The sequence below is a fragment of the Brevundimonas albigilva genome (genome assembly GCF_023503965.1).
Lineage (GTDB): Bacteria > Pseudomonadota > Alphaproteobacteria > Caulobacterales > Caulobacteraceae > Brevundimonas > Brevundimonas albigilva.
Window position 1 is genome coordinate 1693151 of the sequence record NZ_CP097298.1, and the last position, 19608, is coordinate 1712758.

Below are 19608 nucleotides of genomic sequence, written 5' to 3' on the forward strand. Positions count from 1 at the left end.
CAGCGGCGCGCGGGAGCGCGAACCTGTCGCGGACTCGGCGGCCGACGGTCGTGCGGCGGACATATCGCCTTCGGCGCCGCTGGGTCCCCCGGTCTCGCTGCGCGAGCCGGAGGATGACGAAAGAGGGAAGGCGAGGCCTCTGCCATCCTAATTCCGCCACCCCGCCCTCTGAATTCCCTCGCCTTTCCGCCGCCGCGCGCCAATCGACCTAACACCCCTCCCGGCCGTCCCATAATGCCCCGGCCCCGCGCGTGGGGCGGATCGGCGTCGGAGGGGCGCATGGAACGGGATGAGGATCGCCGGCCGGGCTGCGGGCCCGATGACGCGGGATCGGGCTGGGACGACGGCCGGGCGCCCTATGACTATTGGGACGGCCGCCTGACCAATGAGGACTTCGTCGACCGCCCCCGAAACGAGGGATCTTGCGACGAGGGATTCAGCGACGACCCGCCCCGCCCCGACGCGCCCCGCGACCCCGCGCGCCCCCTCTACGACGGGCGGCCCGTGCGCGATCCCTATGACCGGGGCGGCGGCTATCGCCGCGTGTCCGAGGCGGCGTGGGCGCGGGCGCGGGAGGAATATCTGCAGGGCGAGTCCTGCCCGACCGTGTGCGCCCGCCACGGCATGGCCGAGTCCACCTTCCGCCAGCGCGCCAAGGCCGGGGTTGGCGCCGCATCGACCAGCCCGATCCCGAGCCGGTCGACCTGGACGCCGAGGAGGAGGCGGGCCTGCTGGACTACGCCCAGATGGCGCGCCACGCCCTGGTGCGGCTGAACCGCGCCGTCCTGCGCGGCCGGGTCGCCGAGGCCGCCGGCTGGATGCGGCTGCACACGCGCCTTTCGGACCTGGCCCGCGCCGCCGATGGAACGCCGCCCGCGCCGAAACCCGCTCCGAAACCTGCGAAGACCCCCGACCCCCAGGCGACCGCGATGGCCAAGGCCCGCACCGTCCAGACCCTGGTCCGCGCCGTCGCCGACCTGGACCCGGCGGACCCGACCGGCCGCCGCCTGATCGACAAGAGCCTGGAGGTGCTGGACGCCCTGGAGCGGGCGCCGATTTCAGACGATTCACTCTATTCAGACGGTGGTTTTCCGGACGCGGAGCCTGAAACCGGCCCGCCGTGATTTCCTTCTTTCGTCATTCCGGGCGAAGCGCAGCGGAGACCCGGAACCCAGCGGCGCCGAAGGCGAAATCTATCCGTCGCGTGATGTCTGAAGGCCTGATCTGCGACAGGTTCGCGCTCTCGCGCGCCGCTGGGTCCCCGGTCTTCGCCGCTGCGCGGCTTGCCGGAGGATGACAAAAGAGGATGACGAAGGGAGAGCCTACGCCTCCTTGGCGATCTGGCGCAGCGCCTGTTCGAACGCCTCGGCCGGCTGGCCGCCGCTGATCAGATACTTGCCCTCCACCACCACGGCGGGGACTGAGTTGATGCCCCGCGACCGCCACAGCTGCTCGGCCTGGCGCACCGCCTGGGCGTAGCGGCCGGACGCCAGCACCTCGGCCGCCTCGGCCCGGTCCAGCCCCGCGGCCTCGGCCGCCTGGGTCAGGACGCCGGCGTCGGTCAGGTTGCGGTTGTCGGTGAAGTGGGCGGTGAACAGCGCCCGCTTCAGCGCCTTCTGCTTGTCCGGCGCTGTCTCGTGCGCCCAGTGCAGCAGGCGGTGGGCGTCGAAGGTGTTCCAGATGCGGCTTGTCTCGCCCATCCGCATGTCGAAGCCCGCTTCCGCCGCGCGGGCCTTGATCATCTCGCGGTTGGCGGCGGACTGTTCGGGGGTCGAGCCGTACTTGCGGCCGATGTGTTCGACGATCCCCTCGCCCTCGGGCGCCATGTCGGGGTTCAGCTCGAACGGCTGGAAGGCGATGTCGGCGGCGATCCCCTCGGGCTCCAGCCGCTCCAGCGCCGTCTCCAGCCCGCCCAGCCCCACCACGCACCAGGGGCAGACGACGTCGGAGACGAAGTCGATCTTCAGGGTCTTGAGCGGGGCGGGGGTCGAGGTCTGGGGGGCGGTGTCGGTCATCGGCGCGGCCTTCTGGAACAGCAGGTGTTGCGATGGGATATGGCGACGCGAGCGGCCAATGCCAGGCCCCGGCTCACCCCAGCTCCCGGGGCGCGCGGATGCGCCGCCAGCGGGCCTCCACGAAGGCGAAGGCGCCGAAGGCCATCAGCCCGGCCGCCGTCAGCCCCAGGATCCACGATCCGCCCGGCTGGGCCTCCAGCGCCGCCAGCGCCCCGGCCGTGCTGGTCACCTCGCCCGCGCGGGCGTGCAGGCCCGCCAGCACCACGAAGACGCCCAGCGGCAGATAGGCGAAGCCCCGCGCCGCATAGCCCGTCCGCGCCAGGATCGAGGCCGGCCGGCAGAAGGCCTCGGGGCAGGCCAGGGCCGCGTCGAAGTCGTCCCGGAAGGCCCTGACGATGTTGCCGATCCCGACCGCCAGGACCACCAGCCCGGCCGTCGCCAGCAGGGCCCCGCCGAAGGGCAGGCCCAGCAGCATGGCCGCCTTCTCCTGGTTCTCGGCCACGCTCTCGGCCCGGTCGGCGGCGGCGCTGGTCGCCTCGCCTGCCTCGTCCAGATACTCGAACACCCCGGCCGCCAGCACCCCGTAGAACAGCCCGCTCAGCGCCTGGCCCGCCCGCGTGGCCCAGCCCTTCAGGTCCGTCCCCTCATGATCCGCGTCGAACACCGCCTGCAGCACGCGCCAGCCGACGAAGGCCCACAGCCCCAGGCCCAGCAGCACCAGCCACAGCCGCCCGAACGGCTGCTCGGCCAGCCAGCCCGCCGCCCCGCCCGTGCCGACCGCCGCCCCGATCCGGTCCGTGGCCGCCAGCAGGGTCAGCGCCCCCGCCGACAGATAGACGAAGCCCCGCGCGCCATAGCCGATCCGTGCGGCCCACTCGACCAGGGTCGCCAGCCTGGGCGTCCGCCGGGCCAGCGGCAGGCGGCGGCGGGCGGTCTCTCCCAGGCGGGCGGCGGCGCGGCGAAGGGGGCGAAGGCGGTCATGACCGGGCGTCAACGCCGGGCCTACGGCAAAGGCTCCGCCTCTGTCGCCTTCCGACAGACGCCGGTCGTCGATCCGGCCTATCCTTCGCTGTCCGGGGCCTGCGATGCGCATCTACGAACTCCACTTCTTCGACGACGAGGGCCGACGCCCGCTGCTCGACTTCCACGACGGGGCCGACGACCACGACGCCCTGCGCGCGGCCGCGGCGCTGCTGGCCCGGCACGCCTCCTGCGCGGGGGTGGAGATCCACGACGGCGACCGCATCGTCGGCCGGCTGGAGCGGTCAAACCTCGGCCCGGTGTGATCGGTCGCGTACACAAGCCGCGAATTCAACGACTTCTCCCCAGATACGGGCCGAAATTACTGCAACGCTGTGTCGGGTTCCGACAGACGCCTTCACGCAATCGCCTTATGCGCGAATTCATGCGTCACCATCCGCCGGGAAATCTCCTGCTCAGCGCCATGGCGCCCGAGGACCGGGCCGCCCTCTCGGCCATCGCGACGCCGATCGACTTCGCCCACGGCCAGGTCTTCGCCGAGCCCGACGACCCGATCGAGCACCTGCACTTCATCGAAAGCGGGTTCTGCTCCTCGGTGGCGGTGCTGGAGGACGGCCGCACGGTGGAGACGCTGATGGTCGGGCGCGAGGGCGTGCTGGGCGTGGTTGCGGCGCTGACCCCTCAACGCGCCCACACCCGCAGCGTGGCCCAGGTGGCCGGCTCGGCCCAGCGGGTGGAGGCCCAGCGCCTGCGCGTCCTGGCGGCCCAGCGGCCTGGGGTGCGCGACATCTGGCCGACTACATGGCCCGGCTGCAGGGCGAACTGGAGCAGTCCGCCGCCTGCAACGCCCTGCACCACGCCGGGCGCCGCTTCGCCAAATGGCTGCTGCGCTGCCACGACCGGGTCGAGGGCGACACCCTGAACCTGACCCAGGAATATCTGGCCTCGATGCTGGGCTCGCAGCGCACCACGGTCAACGAGGCCGCCCAGGGGCTGCAGAAGGCCGGGGCCATCGCCTATTCGCGCGGCCGCATCACCGTGCTGGACCGCGCCGCCCTGGAGCACGCCGCCTGCGAATGCTACCGCGCCGGCGACGTCTTCCGCCTCAAGGCCGGCTGACCCGCCCGGGCGCGACCGGCCGCGCGCCCCGCAGGTCGCCTGTCAGATCGCCTGTCACGTCGCCGGGCGCCGTGGCGCGCCTGCTCTGGCGTTTGCGAGCACTTGCCTGTAAGAGGCGCCCCGAACACTCCCCCTTCTCCCTGCACCTTCCTGCAGCGGCGCGGATATCCCGCGGCCGAACACAGTCCGCCCGAGCCCAAAATGAACCTGCGCAACGTCGCCATCATCGCCCACGTCGACCACGGCAAGACCACCCTGGTGGACCAGCTCCTGGCCCAGTCCGGCGTCTTCCGCGCCAATGAGGCGACCACCGAGCGCGCCATGGACTCCAACGACCAGGAGCGCGAGCGCGGCATCACCATCCTGGCCAAGTGCACCTCGGTGCTGTGGAACGGCAAGGCGGGAGAGACCCGCATCAACATCATCGACACCCCCGGCCACGCCGACTTCGGCGGCGAGGTGGAGCGGATCCTGGGCATGGTCGACGGCTGCGTCATCCTGGTCGACGCCGAAGAGGGCGTCATGCCCCAGACCAAGTTCGTGCTGACCAAGGCGCTGAAGATGGGCCTGCGCCCGATCCTGTGCATCAACAAGGTCGACCGCGCCCACGCCGACCCGGACCGGGTGCACCTGGAGACCATCGAGCTGTTCGAGGCCATCGGCGCCTCGCCGGAACAGCTGGACTTCCCGCACATCTACGCCTCGGGCCGCAACGGCTGGGCGACGCTGGACATGAACGAGCCGTCCGACACCCTGGCGCCGCTGTTCGACCTGATCGTCGACCACGTGCCGCCGCCGCCGGTGGCCGAGAACAAGGACAAGCCGTTCCGCATCCTGAACGTGCTGATCGAGAGCGACCCCTTCCTGGGCCGCATCCTCACGGGCCGCATCGAAAGCGGCAAGGCGGTCCCCGGCATGCCGATCAAGGCGCTGGACCGCGACGGCAAGCAGATCGAACAGGGCCGGATCACCAAGGTCCTGGCCTTCCGCGGCCTGAAGCGCCAGCCGCTGGACGAGGGTTCGGAAGCGGGCGACATCGTCGCCATCGCCGGCATGTCCAAGGCCACCGTGGCCGACACCCTGTGCGCCCTGGAAGTGACCGAGGCGCTGGACGCCCAGCCGATCGACCCGCCGACCATCTCCATGACCGTGGGCGTCAACGACAGCCCCCTGGCCGGCCGCGAAGGCGACAAGGTCCAGTCGCGCGTGATCCGCGACCGCCTGCTGAAGGAGGCCGAGGCCAACGTCGCCATCCGCATCACCGAGACCCCCGGCTCGGACGCCTATGAGGTCGCCGGCCGCGGCGAACTGCAGCTGGGCGTGCTGGTCGAGAACATGCGCCGCGAAGGCTTCGAACTGTCGATCAGCCGCCCGCGCGTGGTCTATCAGACCGGCGAGAACGGCGAGCGGCTGGAGCCGATCGAGGACGTGGTCATCGACGTCGACGACGAATACACCGGCGTGGTCATCGAGAAGCTGAGCCAGCGCAAGGCCGAGCTGCGCGACATGGGCCCGTCGGGCGCCGGCAAGACCCGCATCCAGCTGAACTGCCCGTCGCGGGCCCTGATCGGCTATCAGGGCGAGTTCCTGACCGACACGCGCGGTTCGGGCGTGCTGAACCGCGTGTTCAGCCACTACGAGCCGCACAAGGGCGCGATCGAAGGCCGCCTGAAGGGCGTGCTGGTCTCCAACTCCGACGGCGACACGGCGGCCTACGCCCTGTGGAACCTGGAGGAGCGCGGCGTCATGTTCGTCGGCGCCGGCGAGAAGACCTACCAGGGCATGATCATCGGCGAGAACAGCCGCTCAGACGACCTGGACGTCAACCCGATCAAGGGCAAGCAGCTGACCAACGTCCGCGCCTCCGGCAAGGACGAGGCCGTGCGCCTGACCCCGCCGCGCCGTCCGTCGCTGGAACAGGCCATCGCCTATATCGAGGAAGACGAGCTGGTCGAGGTCACGCCCAAGTCGATCCGCCTGCGCAAGGAAGTCCTGAACCCCTCCTTCCGCAAGAAGCGCGTCCGCGCCGACTGAGGACGGCCATCGCCGGAAACGATCAGGGGAGCCGCGACGCGGCTCCCTTTTTCGTCTCAGTCCATCAGCTGCTGGGCCAGATAGACATAGTGCCGGGCCCAGCGCCGGGCGTTGGCCACCGGGTCGGCGTCGTTGGAGTGACCGCCCGCCGTGTCCTCGTAATAGAGGTGGTCGTGGCCCTGGTCGCCCAGGCGCGCGGCGAACTTGCGGGCATGGCCCGGATGCACGCGGTCGTCGCGGGTGTTGGTGGTGATGTAGACACGGGGGTAGTCGACCTCGGGCCGCAGCTGCTGGTAGGCGGAATAGCGGGCGATCCACTCGGCCTCCTCGGGGATGCGCGGGTCGCCGTATTCGCCGATCCACGAGGCGCCGGCCGGCAGCTCGTGATAGCGCAGCATGTCGATCAGCGGGCTCTCGATCACCGCGGCGTTGAACAGCTCCGGGTGCTGGGTGATGGAGACGCTGGTCAGCACCCCGCCGTTCGACCGGCCGTAGATGCCCAAGTGACGCGGGCTGGTGATCCCGCGCCGCTCCAGGTCGCGGGCCACGGCGGCGAAGTCGTCGAAGGCGCGCTGCCGGTTCCCGTCCAGCGCCGCCTGGTGCCAGTCGGGCCCGAACTCGCCGCCGCCGCGGATGTTGGCCTGGACGAAGACCCCGCCCCGCTCCAGCCACAGCTTGCCCATCTCGGGCTTGTAGGCGGGGTTCAGGCTGATCTGGAAGCCGCCGTAGCCCAGCATGACGGTCGGCGCCGTCCCGTCCATCGCCAGGTCGCGCGGGCGGGTGACGAAGTAGGGGATCTTGGTCCCGTCGGTCGAGGTCGCCTCATATTGCTCGGTGACATGGGTCGAGGCGTCGAACTTGGCGGGCGCGGCCTTCAGTTCGGTCAGCGAGCCGGCGCTGGCGTCCGCCAGGCTCAGCGTCGGCGGAACGAGGAAGCCCTGGGTCGAGACGAAGACCTGCCCTCGCGACTTGGAGGAGTCGCCCAGGCCGACGGCCAGGTTGGCGGGCACGGCGATGGGCGCGGCGGTCCACCCCGACGGGCCCGCCTGGAAACGCAGAAGCGTGCCGGCGACGTTGTCGGTGACGGCGGCGACGAGGGTGTCGGACAGGACGGCGACGCCCTGCAGCGCCTGACGCTGGGCAGGCTGGAAGACCAGGGCGTCGTCGCGGCCGATGCGCCCGTGCGGGCGGGTCTCGCCCAGCACGCCCAGCGGAAGCGCCAGCAGCGACCCGGCGATGTAGTCCTCTCCGTCGAAGCTCCAGGCCTGGTCGGGCGAGAAGACCAGGCGGCCGTCGATGACGCCGGAGATCCCGACCCGTTCCGGCAGGTTCAGCTTCTGCGCCTTGCCGTCGTGGCTCAGGCTCCAGGTCTCGGACCGGAAGGTGTCCAGCGGACGGGTGATGATCACGGCCTGCACCACGCCTTCCTTGTCGCGATAGACGGCCGGGCTGACGCCGTATCCGCCATCGCCCTGATCGCCGCGATAGACCTCGACCGCCTGGTCCAGGGCCTGGCCGCGCTTCAGCGTCTTGACGATGAAGGGATACCCCGACTCGGTCATGGTGCCGGGGCCGAAGTCGGTGGCGACCAGAAGCGTGTCGCGGTCCAGCCACTCGATGCGGTGCTTGCCCTCCGGCAGGTTGAAGCCCCCGTCCACGAACCGTTTCGTCGTCAGGTCGAACTCGCGCACGACCACGGCGTCCTTGCCGCCGTCGGACAGGTTGATCAGGCAGCGGGTCTCGTCCGGGGCCAGGCAGTCGGCGCCCTTGAACACCCAGTCGCGGCCCTCGGCCTTGGCCAGGGCGTCGATGTCGAGCAGCGTCTCCCAGCGCGGCTGGGCGGTGCGGTAGCTGTCCAGCGTCGTGCGCCGCCACACCCCCTTGGGATTGGCCGCGTCCTGCCAGAAGTTGCCCACGCCGTCGCCCAGGAAGGACGGCATGGGGATGCGGTCCTCGGCGGTCAGGATGGCCTCGGCCTCGCGGCGGAAGGTCTCGTAGCGGGGGTCGCCGGTCAGGGCGGCCAGGGACTTGCGGTTCTCCTCGGCGACGAAGGCCATGGCCTCGGCCCCGTCCACCTGCTCCAGCGCCAGGTGGTCGTCGGCGGCCGCGACGCCGGCGGGGGTGAGGTTGTGTGGTAGTGGGGTGGCGGGCCCAAGCGCTCAGGATGGTCGTGCCTGTGCTGCTCATCGGTCGTCACCGGAGCCGTGGCGCAGGCGCCCAGCAGGAGCGCCGGAATGGCGACGGACAGGATCAGGTGACGCATTTCATTACTCCGCTCATCCCGGCGAAAACCGGGACCCAGATCTTTGGGCGTTCGGCGTCGCCCGTTCGCAGTGAACCCGATCCCAGCCGCCGATCCTCGCGAAAGAACTGGGTCCCGGCTTTCGCCGGGATGAGCGGATGCAAGAAGCCTATTCCTGCGCCGGCGTGTCCATCAGGCGGCGCGACAGATAGGTGTATTCCAGCGCGATCCGGCGGGCGGTCTCCTGCAGGTTGGCGCCGGCCGCGTGGCCGCCGTCGGTGTTCTCGTAGAACAGCACCGGATAGCCCAGTTCCTCAAGCCGCGCGGCGGCCTTCCTGGCATGGCCGGGATGGACGCGGTCGTCCTTGGTCGAGGTGTGGATGAAGACTTCCGGATAGGGCTGGCCCGCGCGCAGGTTCTGATAGGGCGAATAGCGCTCGATCCAGGCGCGCTGTTCGGGGATGTCCGGGTCGCCGTATTCGCCGATCCACGACGCGCCGGCCAGCAGCTTGTGGAAGCGCAACATGTCGAACAGCGGCACCTGGATGACGGCGGCGTTGATCAGGTCCGGGCGCTGGGTCAGCATCACCCCCATGAACAGCCCGCCCTGCGACCCGCCCATGATCCCCAGGTGCGGCTGGCTGGTGATGTCGCGGGCGATCAGGTCCAACGCCACGGCCTGGAAGTCCTCGTGCGCGCGCTGGCGGTTCTGCTGCAGCGCCGCCTCGTGCCAGCGGGGTCCGAACTCGCCGCCGCCGCGGGTGTTGGCGATGACATAGACGCCGCCCCGCTCCAGCCACAGCTTGCCGACCGTGGCCGAATAGCCGGGCAGCAGCGAGCTTTCGAAGCCGCCGTAGCCGTAGAGCAGCGTCGGGTTGGAGCCGTCCAGCGGCATGTCCGCCTTGTGCACCACGAAGTAGGGGATCATCGTTCCGTCGGCCGAGCGGGCCTCGTGCTGATCCACCGTCATGCCCGTGGCGTCGAACTTGGCCGGCATCGACTTGATCTGTTCGACGTCGCCCGTCGCGGCGTCCGCCAGCCACAGGCTGGACGGGTTCAGATAGCCGGTGACGCTGACGAAGACCCGGTCGTCGGTCTCCGAGGCCGAACCGACGCCGACCGACACGTTCTGCGGCAGGTCCAGGGTCGTGTGCGTCCATTCGGTCTGGCCGGGGCGATAGACGCGCACCGATCCGCGCACATTGTCATAGAGGGCCACGACCAGGGTGTGGCGGGTCGCGTTGACGCCTTCCACCGACTGACGCTCGGTCGGGCGCAGCACCAGCTGCGCCGGGGTCGCCGGATCGGCCAGCCAGGCGTCCAGCGGCCAGGCGATCAGGTCGCCGGTCTGGAAGGCCTGGCCCGACGGCGCGGTCCAGTCCTGCTTCAGCGACACCACCAGCCGGCCGTCGATCAGGCCGTTGATCTCCGACTTGGCCGGCAGGGCCAGCTGCACCAGCGAGCCGTCGTCCTTCGGCCGCCAGGTCTCGGACGAATAGAAGTCGACCGAGCGGTTGATCAGCACCGCCTTCACCGCGCCGTCGGCGTCACGCAGGGTGTAGCCGGACACGGCCACGTCGGTCGGCTGGCCGGTGAAGATGACCGGCGCCTGTTCCGGCGCCTGGCCGCGCTTCAGCAGCCGCACCGTCATCGGATAGCCGGAATCGGTCAGGGTGCCGGGGCCGAAGTCGCGCGAGATCAGCAGCGTGTCCCGGTCGATCCAGGCCGCCCCGCCCTTGGATTCCGGCAGGACGATCCCGCCCTCGACGAAGGCGCGCTCCACGGCGTCGAATTCGCGCAGCGTCGTGGCGTCCTTGCCGCCGTTCGACAGGCTGACCAGGCAGCGGCGTTCCTCGGGCGCCAGGCAGTTGACGCCCTTGTAGACCCAGTTGGCGTCCTCGGCCGCCGCCAGGGCGTCGATGTCCAGGATGGTGTCCCACTGGGGCGCGTCGGTGCGGAAGCTGTCGACCGTGGTCTGGCGCCAGACGCCGCGCACATGGTCCGCGTCCTGCCAGAAGTTGCTCAGCGTGCCGTCGCGGTTGAAGCCCACGCCCGGGATGCGGTCCTTGGCCTGGACGATGGCCAGGGCCTCCTGGTGCAGCGGCTCGTAGCGCGGGTCGCCCTGCAGCACGCCCAGGCTCTTCTCATTGTGTTCGCGCACCCATTCCATCGCGCGGGCGCCCTCGACGTCCTCCAGCCAGATATAGGGGTCGGTCGCCTCGCTGGTCGCAAAACCGGACGAAGCCGGCGCCGGGGCGGGGGCGGCGGAAGCGGAAGGGGCGGTCTGGGCCATGGCGACGGCGCTCAACGAACTGGAGGCGAGAAGGGCCGCGAGCGCGGCGGCGGACGAACGGATCATGGCGGGGTCCCCGAAAACGAAGGCGGCACCTTAACGGCGGCGGCCCGACCGGCAAGGCGCGCGGCCCGATCCTTACGGCTTTGTCATCTTCCGTCGTCGGGGATGCACAGCAGATTGCCGCAGGCCTTGCAGTGGACGGCGTCGGGGTCGTGCTTCTGAAGACCGCAACGGTCGCAGGGGAAGGCGACCTTGCTGGGCCGGATGAAGGCCTGGGCCAGGCGCAGGAACAGGGTGATGCCCACCAGCATGATGGCGATGGACAGCAGCCGCCCCCACGGCCCCGGCAGCGTCACGTCGCCGAAGCCGGTCGTGGTCAGGGTGGCCACGGTGAAATACAGCGCATCGACATAGCCGGCGATCCCGTCGTGCCCCCGGAAGGTCGCATAGACGAAGCCGGTCGCCACGAAGACGAAGGTCACCAGATTGGCCAGGGCGCGCGTGATCTCCTCGACGCGGGTATCGTCGAACCTGCGGCCCACGGTGCGCCAGAAGAAGTCCGAGTTCAGCAGGGTCCACAGCCGGAGCATCCGCAGGAAGCCCAGGTTGAACAGCCAGATGGGGAACAGCAGGGTCGCCAGGACGAACAGGTCCACCCAGACGATCGGCCGCTTCAGCCAATCCTTGATGTCGGACCAGGCGTAGGCCCGCGCGGCCAGGTCGATCGCCAGGACGGCGGCGATCAGATAGTCGATGACATAGAAGGCCCAGCCCATGTTCCTGAGGATCGGCGCGGCCAGGAAGAAGCCGATGATGGCCAGGTCGATGACGATGACCGTCAGCCGGAACCGCACCGCCGGCGGCTGGGAGCCCTGGTAGAGATAGCGCAGCCGGGCCCGCAGGCGCAGGCCCTCGTCACGGGGGGCGCCGTCTTGCTTCGGGGAGGCTTTGGTGGAGGGCAATTCGGTATCCGTTCGTCCCGGCCACGCCGGCGTCCGTTGGCGCGCGCCACTCAACCGTCTGACGCGCCGTCTGTCCAACGCTTCCGAACGATCGGTTCGAACAGGGCGGAGATTTCGCCGCGCGGCCAGGCGGCCTATATGGCCAGGCATGACCTCTCGTCCCTTCGTCAAGATGAACGGCGCCGGCAACGACTTCGTCGTGGTCGACGCCCTGGCGCGGCCGTTCACGCCCTCGGAGGACCAGGTGCGCGCCCTGGCCGACCGTGGGACCGGCGAGGGTTTCGACCAGCTGATCGCGATGGAGCCGTCGTCGACGGCCGACGCCTTCATGCGCGTGTGGAACGCCGACGGCGCGATGGTCCAGACCTGCGGCAACGCCCTGCGCTGCGTCGGCTGGCTGCTGATGGAGGCGAGCGGGTCCGACCGGGTGGTCATCGACACCGCCGCCGGCCCGACCGTTGCGACCCGGGCGGGCGACCATCGCGTGACCGTCGACATGGGCGAACCGCGCCTGGCCTGGGACCAGGTGCCGCTGGCCGAGGCGATGGACACGCGCGGGATCGAGCTTCAGGTCGGGCCGATCGACGCGCCGGTGCTGCACACGCCCGGCGCCGTGTCGATGGGCAATCCGCACGTGGTCTTCTTCACCGACCGCCAGGACGACGGCTTCGTCACGGGCTCGGGCTCGCTGGTCGAGCATCACCCGCTGTTCCCGGAAGGGGTCAACGTCGGCTTCGCCAAGGTGCTGGACCGCGACCGCATCCGTCTGCGGGTGTGGGAGCGGGGGCGGGCCTGACCAAGGCGTGCGGCACCGGCGCCTGCGCCGCCCAGGTCGCGGCCGTGCGGCGCGGCCTGACCGAGCGCAAGGCGACCGTCGTCGTCGACGGCGGCGAACTGGTCATCGACTGGGATGCGGCGTCCGGCCACGTCTTCATGACCGGCCCGGTGGAGATCGAGCGCACCGGGACCCTGTCGGCTTGACGCTGGAGGTCCTCACCTTCGGCTGCCGCCTGAACGCGGTCGAGAGCGAGGCCATGCGGGCGCGGGCCCAGGCCGACGGCCTGACGGACGCCGTGCTGGTCAACACCTGCGCCGTCACCGCCGAGGCGGTGCGCCAGGCGCGCCAGGCCATCCGCCGCGCGCGCAGGGAAAGGCCGGACGCGCCCATCGTCGTCACCGGCTGCGCCGCCCAGACCGAGGCCCGGGTTTTCGCCGCCATGCCCGAGGTGACGCGGGTTCTGGGCAACGCCTTGAAGGCCGCGCCCGGCGCCTATCGCCTGTCGGGCCAGCGGCTGGCCGTTTCCGACATCTTCGCCGCCCCGGTCGAGCTGGCGACCGCGCGACCGCTGAAGGACCGGGTGCGGGCCCATGTCGCGGTCCAGACCGGCTGCGACCACCGCTGCACCTTCTGCGTCATCCCCTATGGCCGGGGAAACAGCCGCTCGGTCCCGGCCGGCGAGGTGGTGGCCCAGGTCCGCGCCCTGGTCGATCAGGGGGTGAAGGAAGTGGTGCTGACCGGCGTGGACCTGACCAGCTGGGGCGCCGACCTGCCGGGGGCGCCGCCGCTGGGGCGGCTGGTCCAGCGCATCCTGAAGCTGGTTCCCGACCTGGCGCGCCTGCGCCTGTCCTCGATCGACGCGGCCGAGATCGACGCCGCCCTGCTGGACGCCTTCGCCACGTCCGAACGGCTGATGCCCTATCTGCACCTGTCGCTCCAGCACGGCGACGACCTGATGCTGAAGCGGATGAAGCGGCGCCACCTGCGGGCGGACGCCCTGGCCCTGGTCGCGCGCGTCCGCGCCGTGCGGCCCGACGTCGCTTTCGGCGCCGACCTGATCGCCGGCTTCCCGACCGAGAGCGAGGCGGCCTTTTCCAACCTGCTGTCGCTGGTCGACGAGGCGGACCTGGCCTTCGTCCACACCTTTCCCTACAGCCCCCGCCCCGGCACGCCGGCCGCGCGGATGCCCCAGCTGCCCCCCCAGACGATCAAGGCCCGCGCGGCCGCCCTGCGCCAGGCGGGCGACCGCGCCCTGGACCGGCATCTGCGCGCCCAGGTCGGACGCACGGTCCAGGCGCTGGTCGAGAACGGCGGCCAGGCCCGCGCGCCGGATCATTCGCCGATCGCCTTCGAGGGCGCGCCCGGCGCCCTGGCGAGACTGGTGCTGACCGGCGCGGAGGGCGCCCGGCTGACCGCGACGCCGGCCGTTGGCGGAAATCCGCACGCCGGCTGAGCCCCGGATCACCTTTTCCGCACAAGCGCGGACGTTTGCAGGCCGGCGCGGCGTCGTTCGGCCGTGCGCGGTTGTCCCGCTTCGTCCGTCGCTCTAGGAACGGAAGGATCAATCAGAAACGCCGCGCCGGAAACGCCCCGAAGCCATGCCCGACCAGACCGACAAACAGACGTTCTCCGACGAAGAGGCGCTGGACTTCCACCGCATCCCGACGCCGGGCAAGATCTCCATGGCCCCGACCAAGCCGATGGCGACCCAGCGCGACCTGTCGCTGGCCTATTCTCCGGGCGTGGCCGTTCCCGTGCGCGCCATCGCCGAAGACCCCGACCTGGCCTACGACTACACGTCCAAGGGAAACATGGTCGCCGTCATCTCGAACGGCACCGCCATCCTGGGCCTGGGCAACCTGGGCCACATGGCGTCCAAGCCGGTGATGGAGGGCAAGTCCGTCCTGTTCAAGCGCTTCGCCGACGTCGACAGCTTCGACGTGGAGGTGAAGACCACTGATCCGGACGAGTTCGTCACCGTCGTCAAGAACATCGGCGACACCTGGGGCGGCATCAACCTGGAGGACATCAAGTCCCCGGAATGCTTCGTCATCGAAAGCGAGCTGCAGGACCTGCTGGACATTCCGGTCTTCCACGACGACCAGCACGGCACGGCCATCATCTCGACCGCCGGCCTGATCAACGCCGTCCACATCGCCGGCAAGCAGATGGACCAGGTCAAGGTGGTGCTGTCCGGCGCCGGCGCGGCGGGCCTGTCGTCCATCGCCCTGATGAAGGCCGCCGGCGTCAGGCCCGAGAACACCGTGATCTGCGACCGTGACGGCGTGGTCTACAAGGGCCGCGAGCACGGCATGGACCAGTGGAAGGCCGCCCACGCCACCGACACGCCGTTCCGCACCATGGCCGAGGCCATGGTCGGCGCCGACGTGGTGCTGGGGCTCAGCGCGAAGGGCGCCATCACCAAGGAGATGGTGGCCTCCATGGCGCCCAATCCCATCATCTTCGCCATGGCCAACCCCGACCCGGAGATCACGCCCGAGGACGTCAAGTCGGTGCGCTCGGACGCCATCATCGCCACCGGCCGCTCCGACTACGTCAACCAGGTCAACAACGTCTTGGCCTTCCCCTATCTGTTCCGCGGCGCCCTGGACGTGCGCGCGCGCCGGGTGAACCACGAGATGAAGGTGGCCTGCGCCCAGGCCCTGGCGGCGCTGGCGCGCGAGGACGTGCCCGACGAGGTCGCCGCCGCCTATCGCGGCCGCAAGCTGAAGTTCGGCCCCGACTACATCATCCCGACCCCGTTCGACCCGCGACTGATCTGGTACATCCCGCCCTTCATCGCCCAGGCGGCGATGGACACCGGCGTGGCGCGCCGGCCGATCGAGGACATGGACGCCTATCGCCACAGCCTGCGGTCGCGCGTCGATCCGTCGGCGGCCCTGATGCAGAAGATCACCTCGGCGGTGCGCGGCGGCCCGAACAAGCGCGTCGTCTTCGCCGAGGGCGAGGAGCCGGCCGTCATCCGCGCCGCCTGGGCCTTCAAGCAAGCCGAGCTGGGCACGCCCGTCCTGGTCGGCCGCGAGGATCTGATCCATCAGAACGCCGCCGAGGCGGGCCTGAACTTCGACGAACTGGGCATCGAGATCACCAACGCCCGGGTCTCCGGCTGCAACGCCGAATACACCGACTGGCTGTACGAAAAGCTGCAGCGCCGGGGCTATCTGCGTCGCGACGTGCAGCGGATGATCAACCAGGACCGCAACTATTTCGCCGCCACCCTGGTCGCCCAGGGCCGGGCCGACGCCATGGTCGCGGGCGTGACCCGCAACTTCAACATGGCGCTGAAGGAGGTCCAGCGCGTGCTGGACGTGGACGACACCCTGATCGGCCTGTCGATCCTGTGGCCAAGGGGGCCGCACCCTGTTCGTCGCCGACACCTCGATCCACGAACTGCCCGACGCCCGGGAACTGGCCGAGATCGCCATCAAGGCCGCCGACACCGTGCGCCGCCTGGGCCGCAATCCGCGCGTCGGCTTCCTCAGCTACTCGACCTTCGGCAACCCGCCCGGCGACCGGGGCGAGAAGGTGCGCGAGGCCATCCGCATCCTGGACCGGAAGGGCGTCGACTTCGAATACGAAGGCGAGATGCCGCCCGAGGTGGCGCTGGACCCGCACGGGCACCCGGCCTACGCCTTCAACCGCCTGAGCAAGCCGGCCAACACCCTGGTCATGCCCGCCATCCATTCGGCCGCCATCTCGACCAAGCTGGTCCAGGCGCTGGGCGGCGCGACCCTGATCGGGCCGCTGCTGGTGGGTCTGGAGAAGCCGGTGCAGATCGTGTCGCTGGGGGCCTCGGTCAACGAGATCCTGACCGGCGCCACCTTCGCCGCCTACGACGCCGGCCCGGCCTTCCAGGGCACCGGCCTGACCTCGGCGCCGCCGCCGCCGGCCGCCCTGGCCGAGCGGGACGCGGACTGAGCTTGAACCGGACCTCCGCGGCGCGCAGGCTGGCCGCATGAGCGACGCCGCGCCCTTCCCGCCCGCCGCCCCGCCGCCCCGGCGGGTCGAGCCGGGGCTGTATCTGGTCGCCACCCCGATCGGGAACCTGCGCGACATGACGCTGAGGGCGCTGGACGTGCTGGCGGCGGCGGACCTGGTGCTGGCCGAGGACACGCGCGTCACCGCCAAGCTGCTGTCGGCCTACGGGCTGAAGGCCCGGCTGGAGCGCTGCGACGACCACGCCTCGGCCCGCGCGGCGGAGCTGGCGGTCGAGCGTCTGCGCGAGGGGCAGGTGGTGGCCCTGGTGTCCGACGCGGGCACGCCGCTGGTCAGCGATCCGGGCTTCGTCGTCGCCCGGGCGGTGATCGCCGAGGGCCTGCCGGTCCATCCCGTGCCCGGCCCGTCCAGCCTGCTGGCCGCCCTGTGCGTCGCCGGCCTGCCCGCCGACCGGGTGCTGTTCGCCGGCTTCCTGCCGCCCAGGACCGCCGGCCGCCGCGCCGCGCTGGAAGAGGTGAAGGGCCCGCGCCAGACCCTGGTCTTCTTCGAGAGCGGCCCGCGGCTGAAGGACAGCCTGGCCGACATGGCCGCCGTGCTGGGGCCGCGCCCGGCCGCCGTCGCGCGCGAGCTGACCAAGCTCTACGAGGAGTGCGTGCGCGGCCCGCTGGACCAGCTGGCCGTCGACCCTCGCCTGGATGCGCCCAAGGGCGAGATCGTCGTCGTCGTCGGGCCGGGCGAGGCCGAACAGGCGTCGGAGGCCGAGGCCGACGCCGCCCTGGCCGAGGCCCTGACCCGGCTTTCGACCGGAGAGGCCGCCTCCGAGGTCGCCAAGGCGCTGGGGCTGAACCGAAAGGTCCTCTACCGCCGGGCCCTGGAACTGCAGGGGAAATGACCCAGCGCCTGCCCCGCCCGCCCCGCGCCGATCCGTCGCCCCAAGGCGGCGTGGCGCCAGGCCAGGGGCGGGGCCGCCTTCCGCGGCGGCCATGCGGCCGAATGGATCGCGGCGGCCTGGCTGATGGCCAAGGGCTACCAGATCCTGGGTTTTCGCCTGAAAGGGCGAGGCGGCGAGATCGACCTTCTGGCCCGGCGCGGACGGGTGCTGGCGGTGGTGGAGGTCAAGCGGCGCGCCACGCTGGACGCCGCCGTCCTGTCGCTGAAACCGGCCCAGTTCGAGCGGCTGCGGGCGGCCGGCGAGGCCGTGCGCCGCAATCGCCCGGCGCTGCAACCGCTTGAATTGAGAATTGATATGGTGGCGCTGGCCCCAGGCCGCTTTCCGCGTCATCTTCGCGGCGTCGAACGCGGCGGCTGAAAGGGAGCATCGAGGGCGGATGACCCGCGACGAGGCCGAGTCCATCCTGACGACGGCGGGCGAGGCCGGCGACGCGGACTTCCCCCTGCTCGAGGCCGCCATCGCCTGCGCCATTCACGACTATCCGTTCCGCGACCCCGAGCCGGTCCGCACCCTGGCGCGCAACGCCTGCGAGCGTCTGGCCGAACGGATCGGCGGCGAAGGCCCCGACGACGCCCTGGCCGAGACGATGGCCGCCGACCTGCGGCTGAACGGCGACCTGCTGAACTACGACCATCCGTCGAACACCGACATCATCGACGTGGCCGAGCGGCGGCGCGGCCTGCCGGCGGCCCTGGCGGTCTTCTACCTCCACGCGGCCAAGGCGGCCGGGCTCCAGGCGGCGGGGGTCGACTTTCCCGGACACTTCATGGTGCGGGTCGAGACGAGCGAGGGACCGGTGGCCCTGGACCCGTTCAGCCAGGGCCGGCTGGTCCTGCCCAGCGAACTGACGCGGCGCGCGCTCAGGGCGGGGCTGACGCCGCACGTGGCCGACCGGCTGGACCTGCTGATGGCGCCCGTGACGGACCGGCAGTCGCTGATCCGGCTGCAGAACGTCCTGTTCAGCCGCGCCATCCGGGCCCAGGACTACGACGGGGCCGAACGTTCGGCCCTGCGCCGGGCGCTGCTGGACCCCGGCGACCACCGGCCGTGGCTGGACGTGGCCTCGGCGCGAGAGAAACAGGGCGCCCTGGCCGGAGCGATGGAGGCCCTGTCGCGCGCACGCGGCCTGGACGGCGTCGAGGAGGCCCGCCGGTCCACGACCTTCGAGCGGGTCAGGATGCGCCTGAACTGAGCCGGCCGGCGGCCGTCAGACGTCCAGGTCGACCGTGACCGGGGCGTGATCGCTGGGCCGCTCCCATTCGCGCACGTCGTCGTGGATGCGGGCCGTGTCCTTGACCACCGCCGGCGTCAGGCCGGGCGAGGTCCAGATGTGGTCCAGGCGCAGGCCGCGGTTCGACTTCCTGAAGTCGGCGGCGCGATAGCTCCACCATGAGGCCAGCTTCTGCGGCTCGGGGAACCGGTCGCGCAGAACGTCGGCGAAGCCTCCGGCGTCCTGCAGACGGTTCAGCAGCGTCTCGACCTCGATCGGGGTGTGGCTGACGATCTTGGACATGTAGCGGTGGTTCCACACGTCGTTCTCGCCGGGCGCGATGTTGAAGTCCCCGGCCAGAACCAGGGGCGCGTGGCGGTCGCGCTTGGCGATCTCGGCGGTCAGCCGCTGGTAGAAGTCCATCTTGTGATCGAACTTGGGGTTCAGCGCGCGGTCGGGCACGTCGCCCCCGGCCGGGATGTAGAAGTTCTGGATGTCGACGCCGGCCACCCGCGCGGAAACGCAGCGCGCGTGGCCCAGCTTGCACACCTCCAGCGTGGTGTTGTCGGCGATGGGCAGGCGGCTGGCGATGGCCACGCCGTGCCAGCCCTTCTGGCCCGCGACCCTGAGGTGCGGCAGGCCCATCTCCTCGAAGGCGGCGCGGGGAAACTGGTCCGTGGTGCATTTGATTTCCTGCAGCAGCAGGACGTCGGGCGCGCGCTCCTGCACGAACCGGGCGACCTGGTCGATGCGCAGGCGGACGGAGTTGATGTTCCATGTGGCGAGGCGAAGGGTCATGCCCTGCGAATAGCAGGCCCGACGCCGGATTCAGCCCATAAAAAAGGCCCGGCCGCAAAGGGCCGGGCTCGGGAAGGTTTCGTCTCTCTCGCCGCCGGGAGGGGGATGACATCCGTGGCGGTCGGACGGCCGCCGCCGTCCTGTGCTTAAAGTGTCACGCCGAAGAGAAAAGGTCAAATTGTCATATTTGACTATTGCCTGTGATTCTCCGGACACGGACCGATAACGGCGATTCGTCAGTTGCGGCCCGGCCGGCGGGTCGGA

16 protein-coding genes and 2 pseudogenes are annotated in these 19608 nt (G+C 70.8%); 12 read left to right on the forward strand and 6 right to left on the reverse strand.

The annotated features are described in order from the left end of the window. Window positions 1–279: 279 nt before the first annotated feature. Complete coding sequence (locus tag MU852_RS09040) at window positions 280–774, forward strand: hypothetical protein (protein WP_249749323.1); 495 nt, start codon at window positions 280–282, stop codon at window positions 772–774. After that, complete coding sequence (locus tag MU852_RS09045) at window positions 747–1124, forward strand: hypothetical protein (RefSeq protein ID WP_249749324.1); 378 nt, start codon at window positions 747–749, stop codon at window positions 1122–1124. The genes MU852_RS09040 and MU852_RS09045 overlap by 28 nt, the downstream gene beginning before the upstream one ends. Before the next feature lie 198 nt (window positions 1125–1322). Here MU852_RS09045 and MU852_RS09050 read toward each other — a convergent pair whose 3' ends face one another. Both MU852_RS09050 and MU852_RS09055 read right to left on the reverse strand, forming a co-directional pair. After that, entirely contained in the window at window positions 1323–2015 is a 693-nt protein-coding gene (locus tag MU852_RS09050; RefSeq protein ID WP_249749325.1) for a DsbA family oxidoreductase, read from the reverse strand. A 73-nt stretch (window positions 2016–2088) separates the two neighbouring features. Next, window positions 2089–3009, reverse strand: a complete 921-nt coding sequence (locus MU852_RS09055; RefSeq protein ID WP_249749326.1) for a DUF1206 domain-containing protein — start codon at window positions 3007–3009, stop codon at window positions 2089–2091. A gap of 91 nt (window positions 3010–3100) precedes the next feature. On the opposite strand from MU852_RS09055, the gene MU852_RS09060 reads away from it, so the two are divergent. The 4 genes from MU852_RS09060 to typA all read left to right on the forward strand — a co-directional run bounded on the left by MU852_RS09060 (window position 3101) and on the right by typA (window position 6149). Next, window positions 3101–3301: a hypothetical protein gene (locus MU852_RS09060; protein WP_249749327.1), complete on the forward strand. Its 201-nt coding sequence runs from the start codon at window positions 3101–3103 to the stop codon at window positions 3299–3301. A gap of 107 nt (window positions 3302–3408) precedes the next feature. Further along, window positions 3409–3918 (forward strand): Crp/Fnr family transcriptional regulator, encoded by a 510-nt coding sequence (locus MU852_RS09065; protein WP_249749328.1) that lies wholly within the window; start codon window positions 3409–3411, stop codon window positions 3916–3918. Continuing rightward, complete coding sequence (locus tag MU852_RS09070; RefSeq protein WP_249751902.1) at window positions 3807–4115, forward strand: Crp/Fnr family transcriptional regulator; 309 nt, start codon at window positions 3807–3809, stop codon at window positions 4113–4115. The genes MU852_RS09065 and MU852_RS09070 overlap by 112 nt, the downstream gene beginning before the upstream one ends. A 201-nt stretch (window positions 4116–4316) precedes the next feature. Next, the gene (gene typA, locus MU852_RS09075; protein ID WP_249749329.1) at window positions 4317–6149 is read left to right on the forward strand and encodes a translational GTPase TypA; all 1833 of its coding nucleotides are present in this window, start codon (window positions 4317–4319) and stop codon (window positions 6147–6149) included. Window positions 6150–6205: 56 nt separating this feature from the next. Here typA and MU852_RS09080 read toward each other — a convergent pair whose 3' ends face one another. The 3 genes from MU852_RS09080 to MU852_RS09090 form a co-directional block, all read right to left on the reverse strand. Further along, complete coding sequence (locus MU852_RS09080) at window positions 6206–8224, reverse strand: prolyl oligopeptidase family serine peptidase (RefSeq protein WP_249749330.1); 2019 nt, start codon at window positions 8222–8224, stop codon at window positions 6206–6208. 336 nt (window positions 8225–8560) lie between these two features. Continuing rightward, window positions 8561–10750 carry a prolyl oligopeptidase family serine peptidase gene (locus MU852_RS09085; RefSeq protein WP_249749331.1) on the reverse strand — a complete coding sequence of 730 codons (2190 nt, stop codon included), beginning with the start codon at window positions 10748–10750 and terminating at the stop codon, window positions 8561–8563. An 83-nt stretch (window positions 10751–10833) separates the two neighbouring features. Continuing rightward, window positions 10834–11649 (reverse strand): potassium channel family protein, encoded by an 816-nt coding sequence (locus tag MU852_RS09090; RefSeq protein WP_249749332.1) that lies wholly within the window; start codon window positions 11647–11649, stop codon window positions 10834–10836. Between the two features lie 148 nt (window positions 11650–11797). Between MU852_RS09090 and dapF the strand changes: the two are divergent. The 6 genes and pseudogenes from dapF to MU852_RS09120 all read left to right on the forward strand — a co-directional run bounded on the left by dapF (window position 11798) and on the right by MU852_RS09120 (window position 18528). Further along, window positions 11798–12630, forward strand: a pseudogene (gene dapF / locus MU852_RS09095) (diaminopimelate epimerase). Beyond that, the gene (gene mtaB / locus MU852_RS09100) at window positions 12627–13880 is read left to right on the forward strand and encodes a tRNA (N(6)-L-threonylcarbamoyladenosine(37)-C(2))-methylthiotransferase MtaB (protein ID WP_249749333.1); all 1254 of its coding nucleotides are present in this window, start codon (window positions 12627–12629) and stop codon (window positions 13878–13880) included. Before dapF ends, mtaB begins: the two are co-directional and overlap by 4 nt. Window positions 13881–14025: 145 nt before the next feature. Beyond that, window positions 14026–16366, forward strand: a pseudogene (locus tag MU852_RS09105) (NADP-dependent malic enzyme). A 37-nt stretch (window positions 16367–16403) separates the two neighbouring features. Beyond that, window positions 16404–17276 carry a 16S rRNA (cytidine(1402)-2'-O)-methyltransferase gene (gene rsmI / locus MU852_RS09110; RefSeq protein WP_249749334.1) on the forward strand — a complete coding sequence of 291 codons (873 nt, stop codon included), beginning with the start codon at window positions 16404–16406 and terminating at the stop codon, window positions 17274–17276. Window positions 17277–17306: 30 nt separating this feature from the next. After that, window positions 17307–17693, forward strand: coding sequence for a YraN family protein (locus MU852_RS09115; RefSeq protein ID WP_249751903.1), 387 nt, complete (start codon window positions 17307–17309; stop codon window positions 17691–17693). A 19-nt stretch (window positions 17694–17712) separates the two neighbouring features. After that, window positions 17713–18528: a SirB1 family protein gene (locus tag MU852_RS09120; protein ID WP_249749335.1), complete on the forward strand. Its 816-nt coding sequence runs from the start codon at window positions 17713–17715 to the stop codon at window positions 18526–18528. 15 nt (window positions 18529–18543) lie between these two features. On the opposite strand, the gene MU852_RS09125 is transcribed toward MU852_RS09120, so the two are convergent. Next, a complete protein-coding gene (locus MU852_RS09125) occupies window positions 18544–19344 on the reverse strand; it encodes an exodeoxyribonuclease III (protein WP_249749336.1) in 801 nt (266 codons plus the stop codon). Window positions 19345–19608 lie beyond the last annotated feature (264 nt).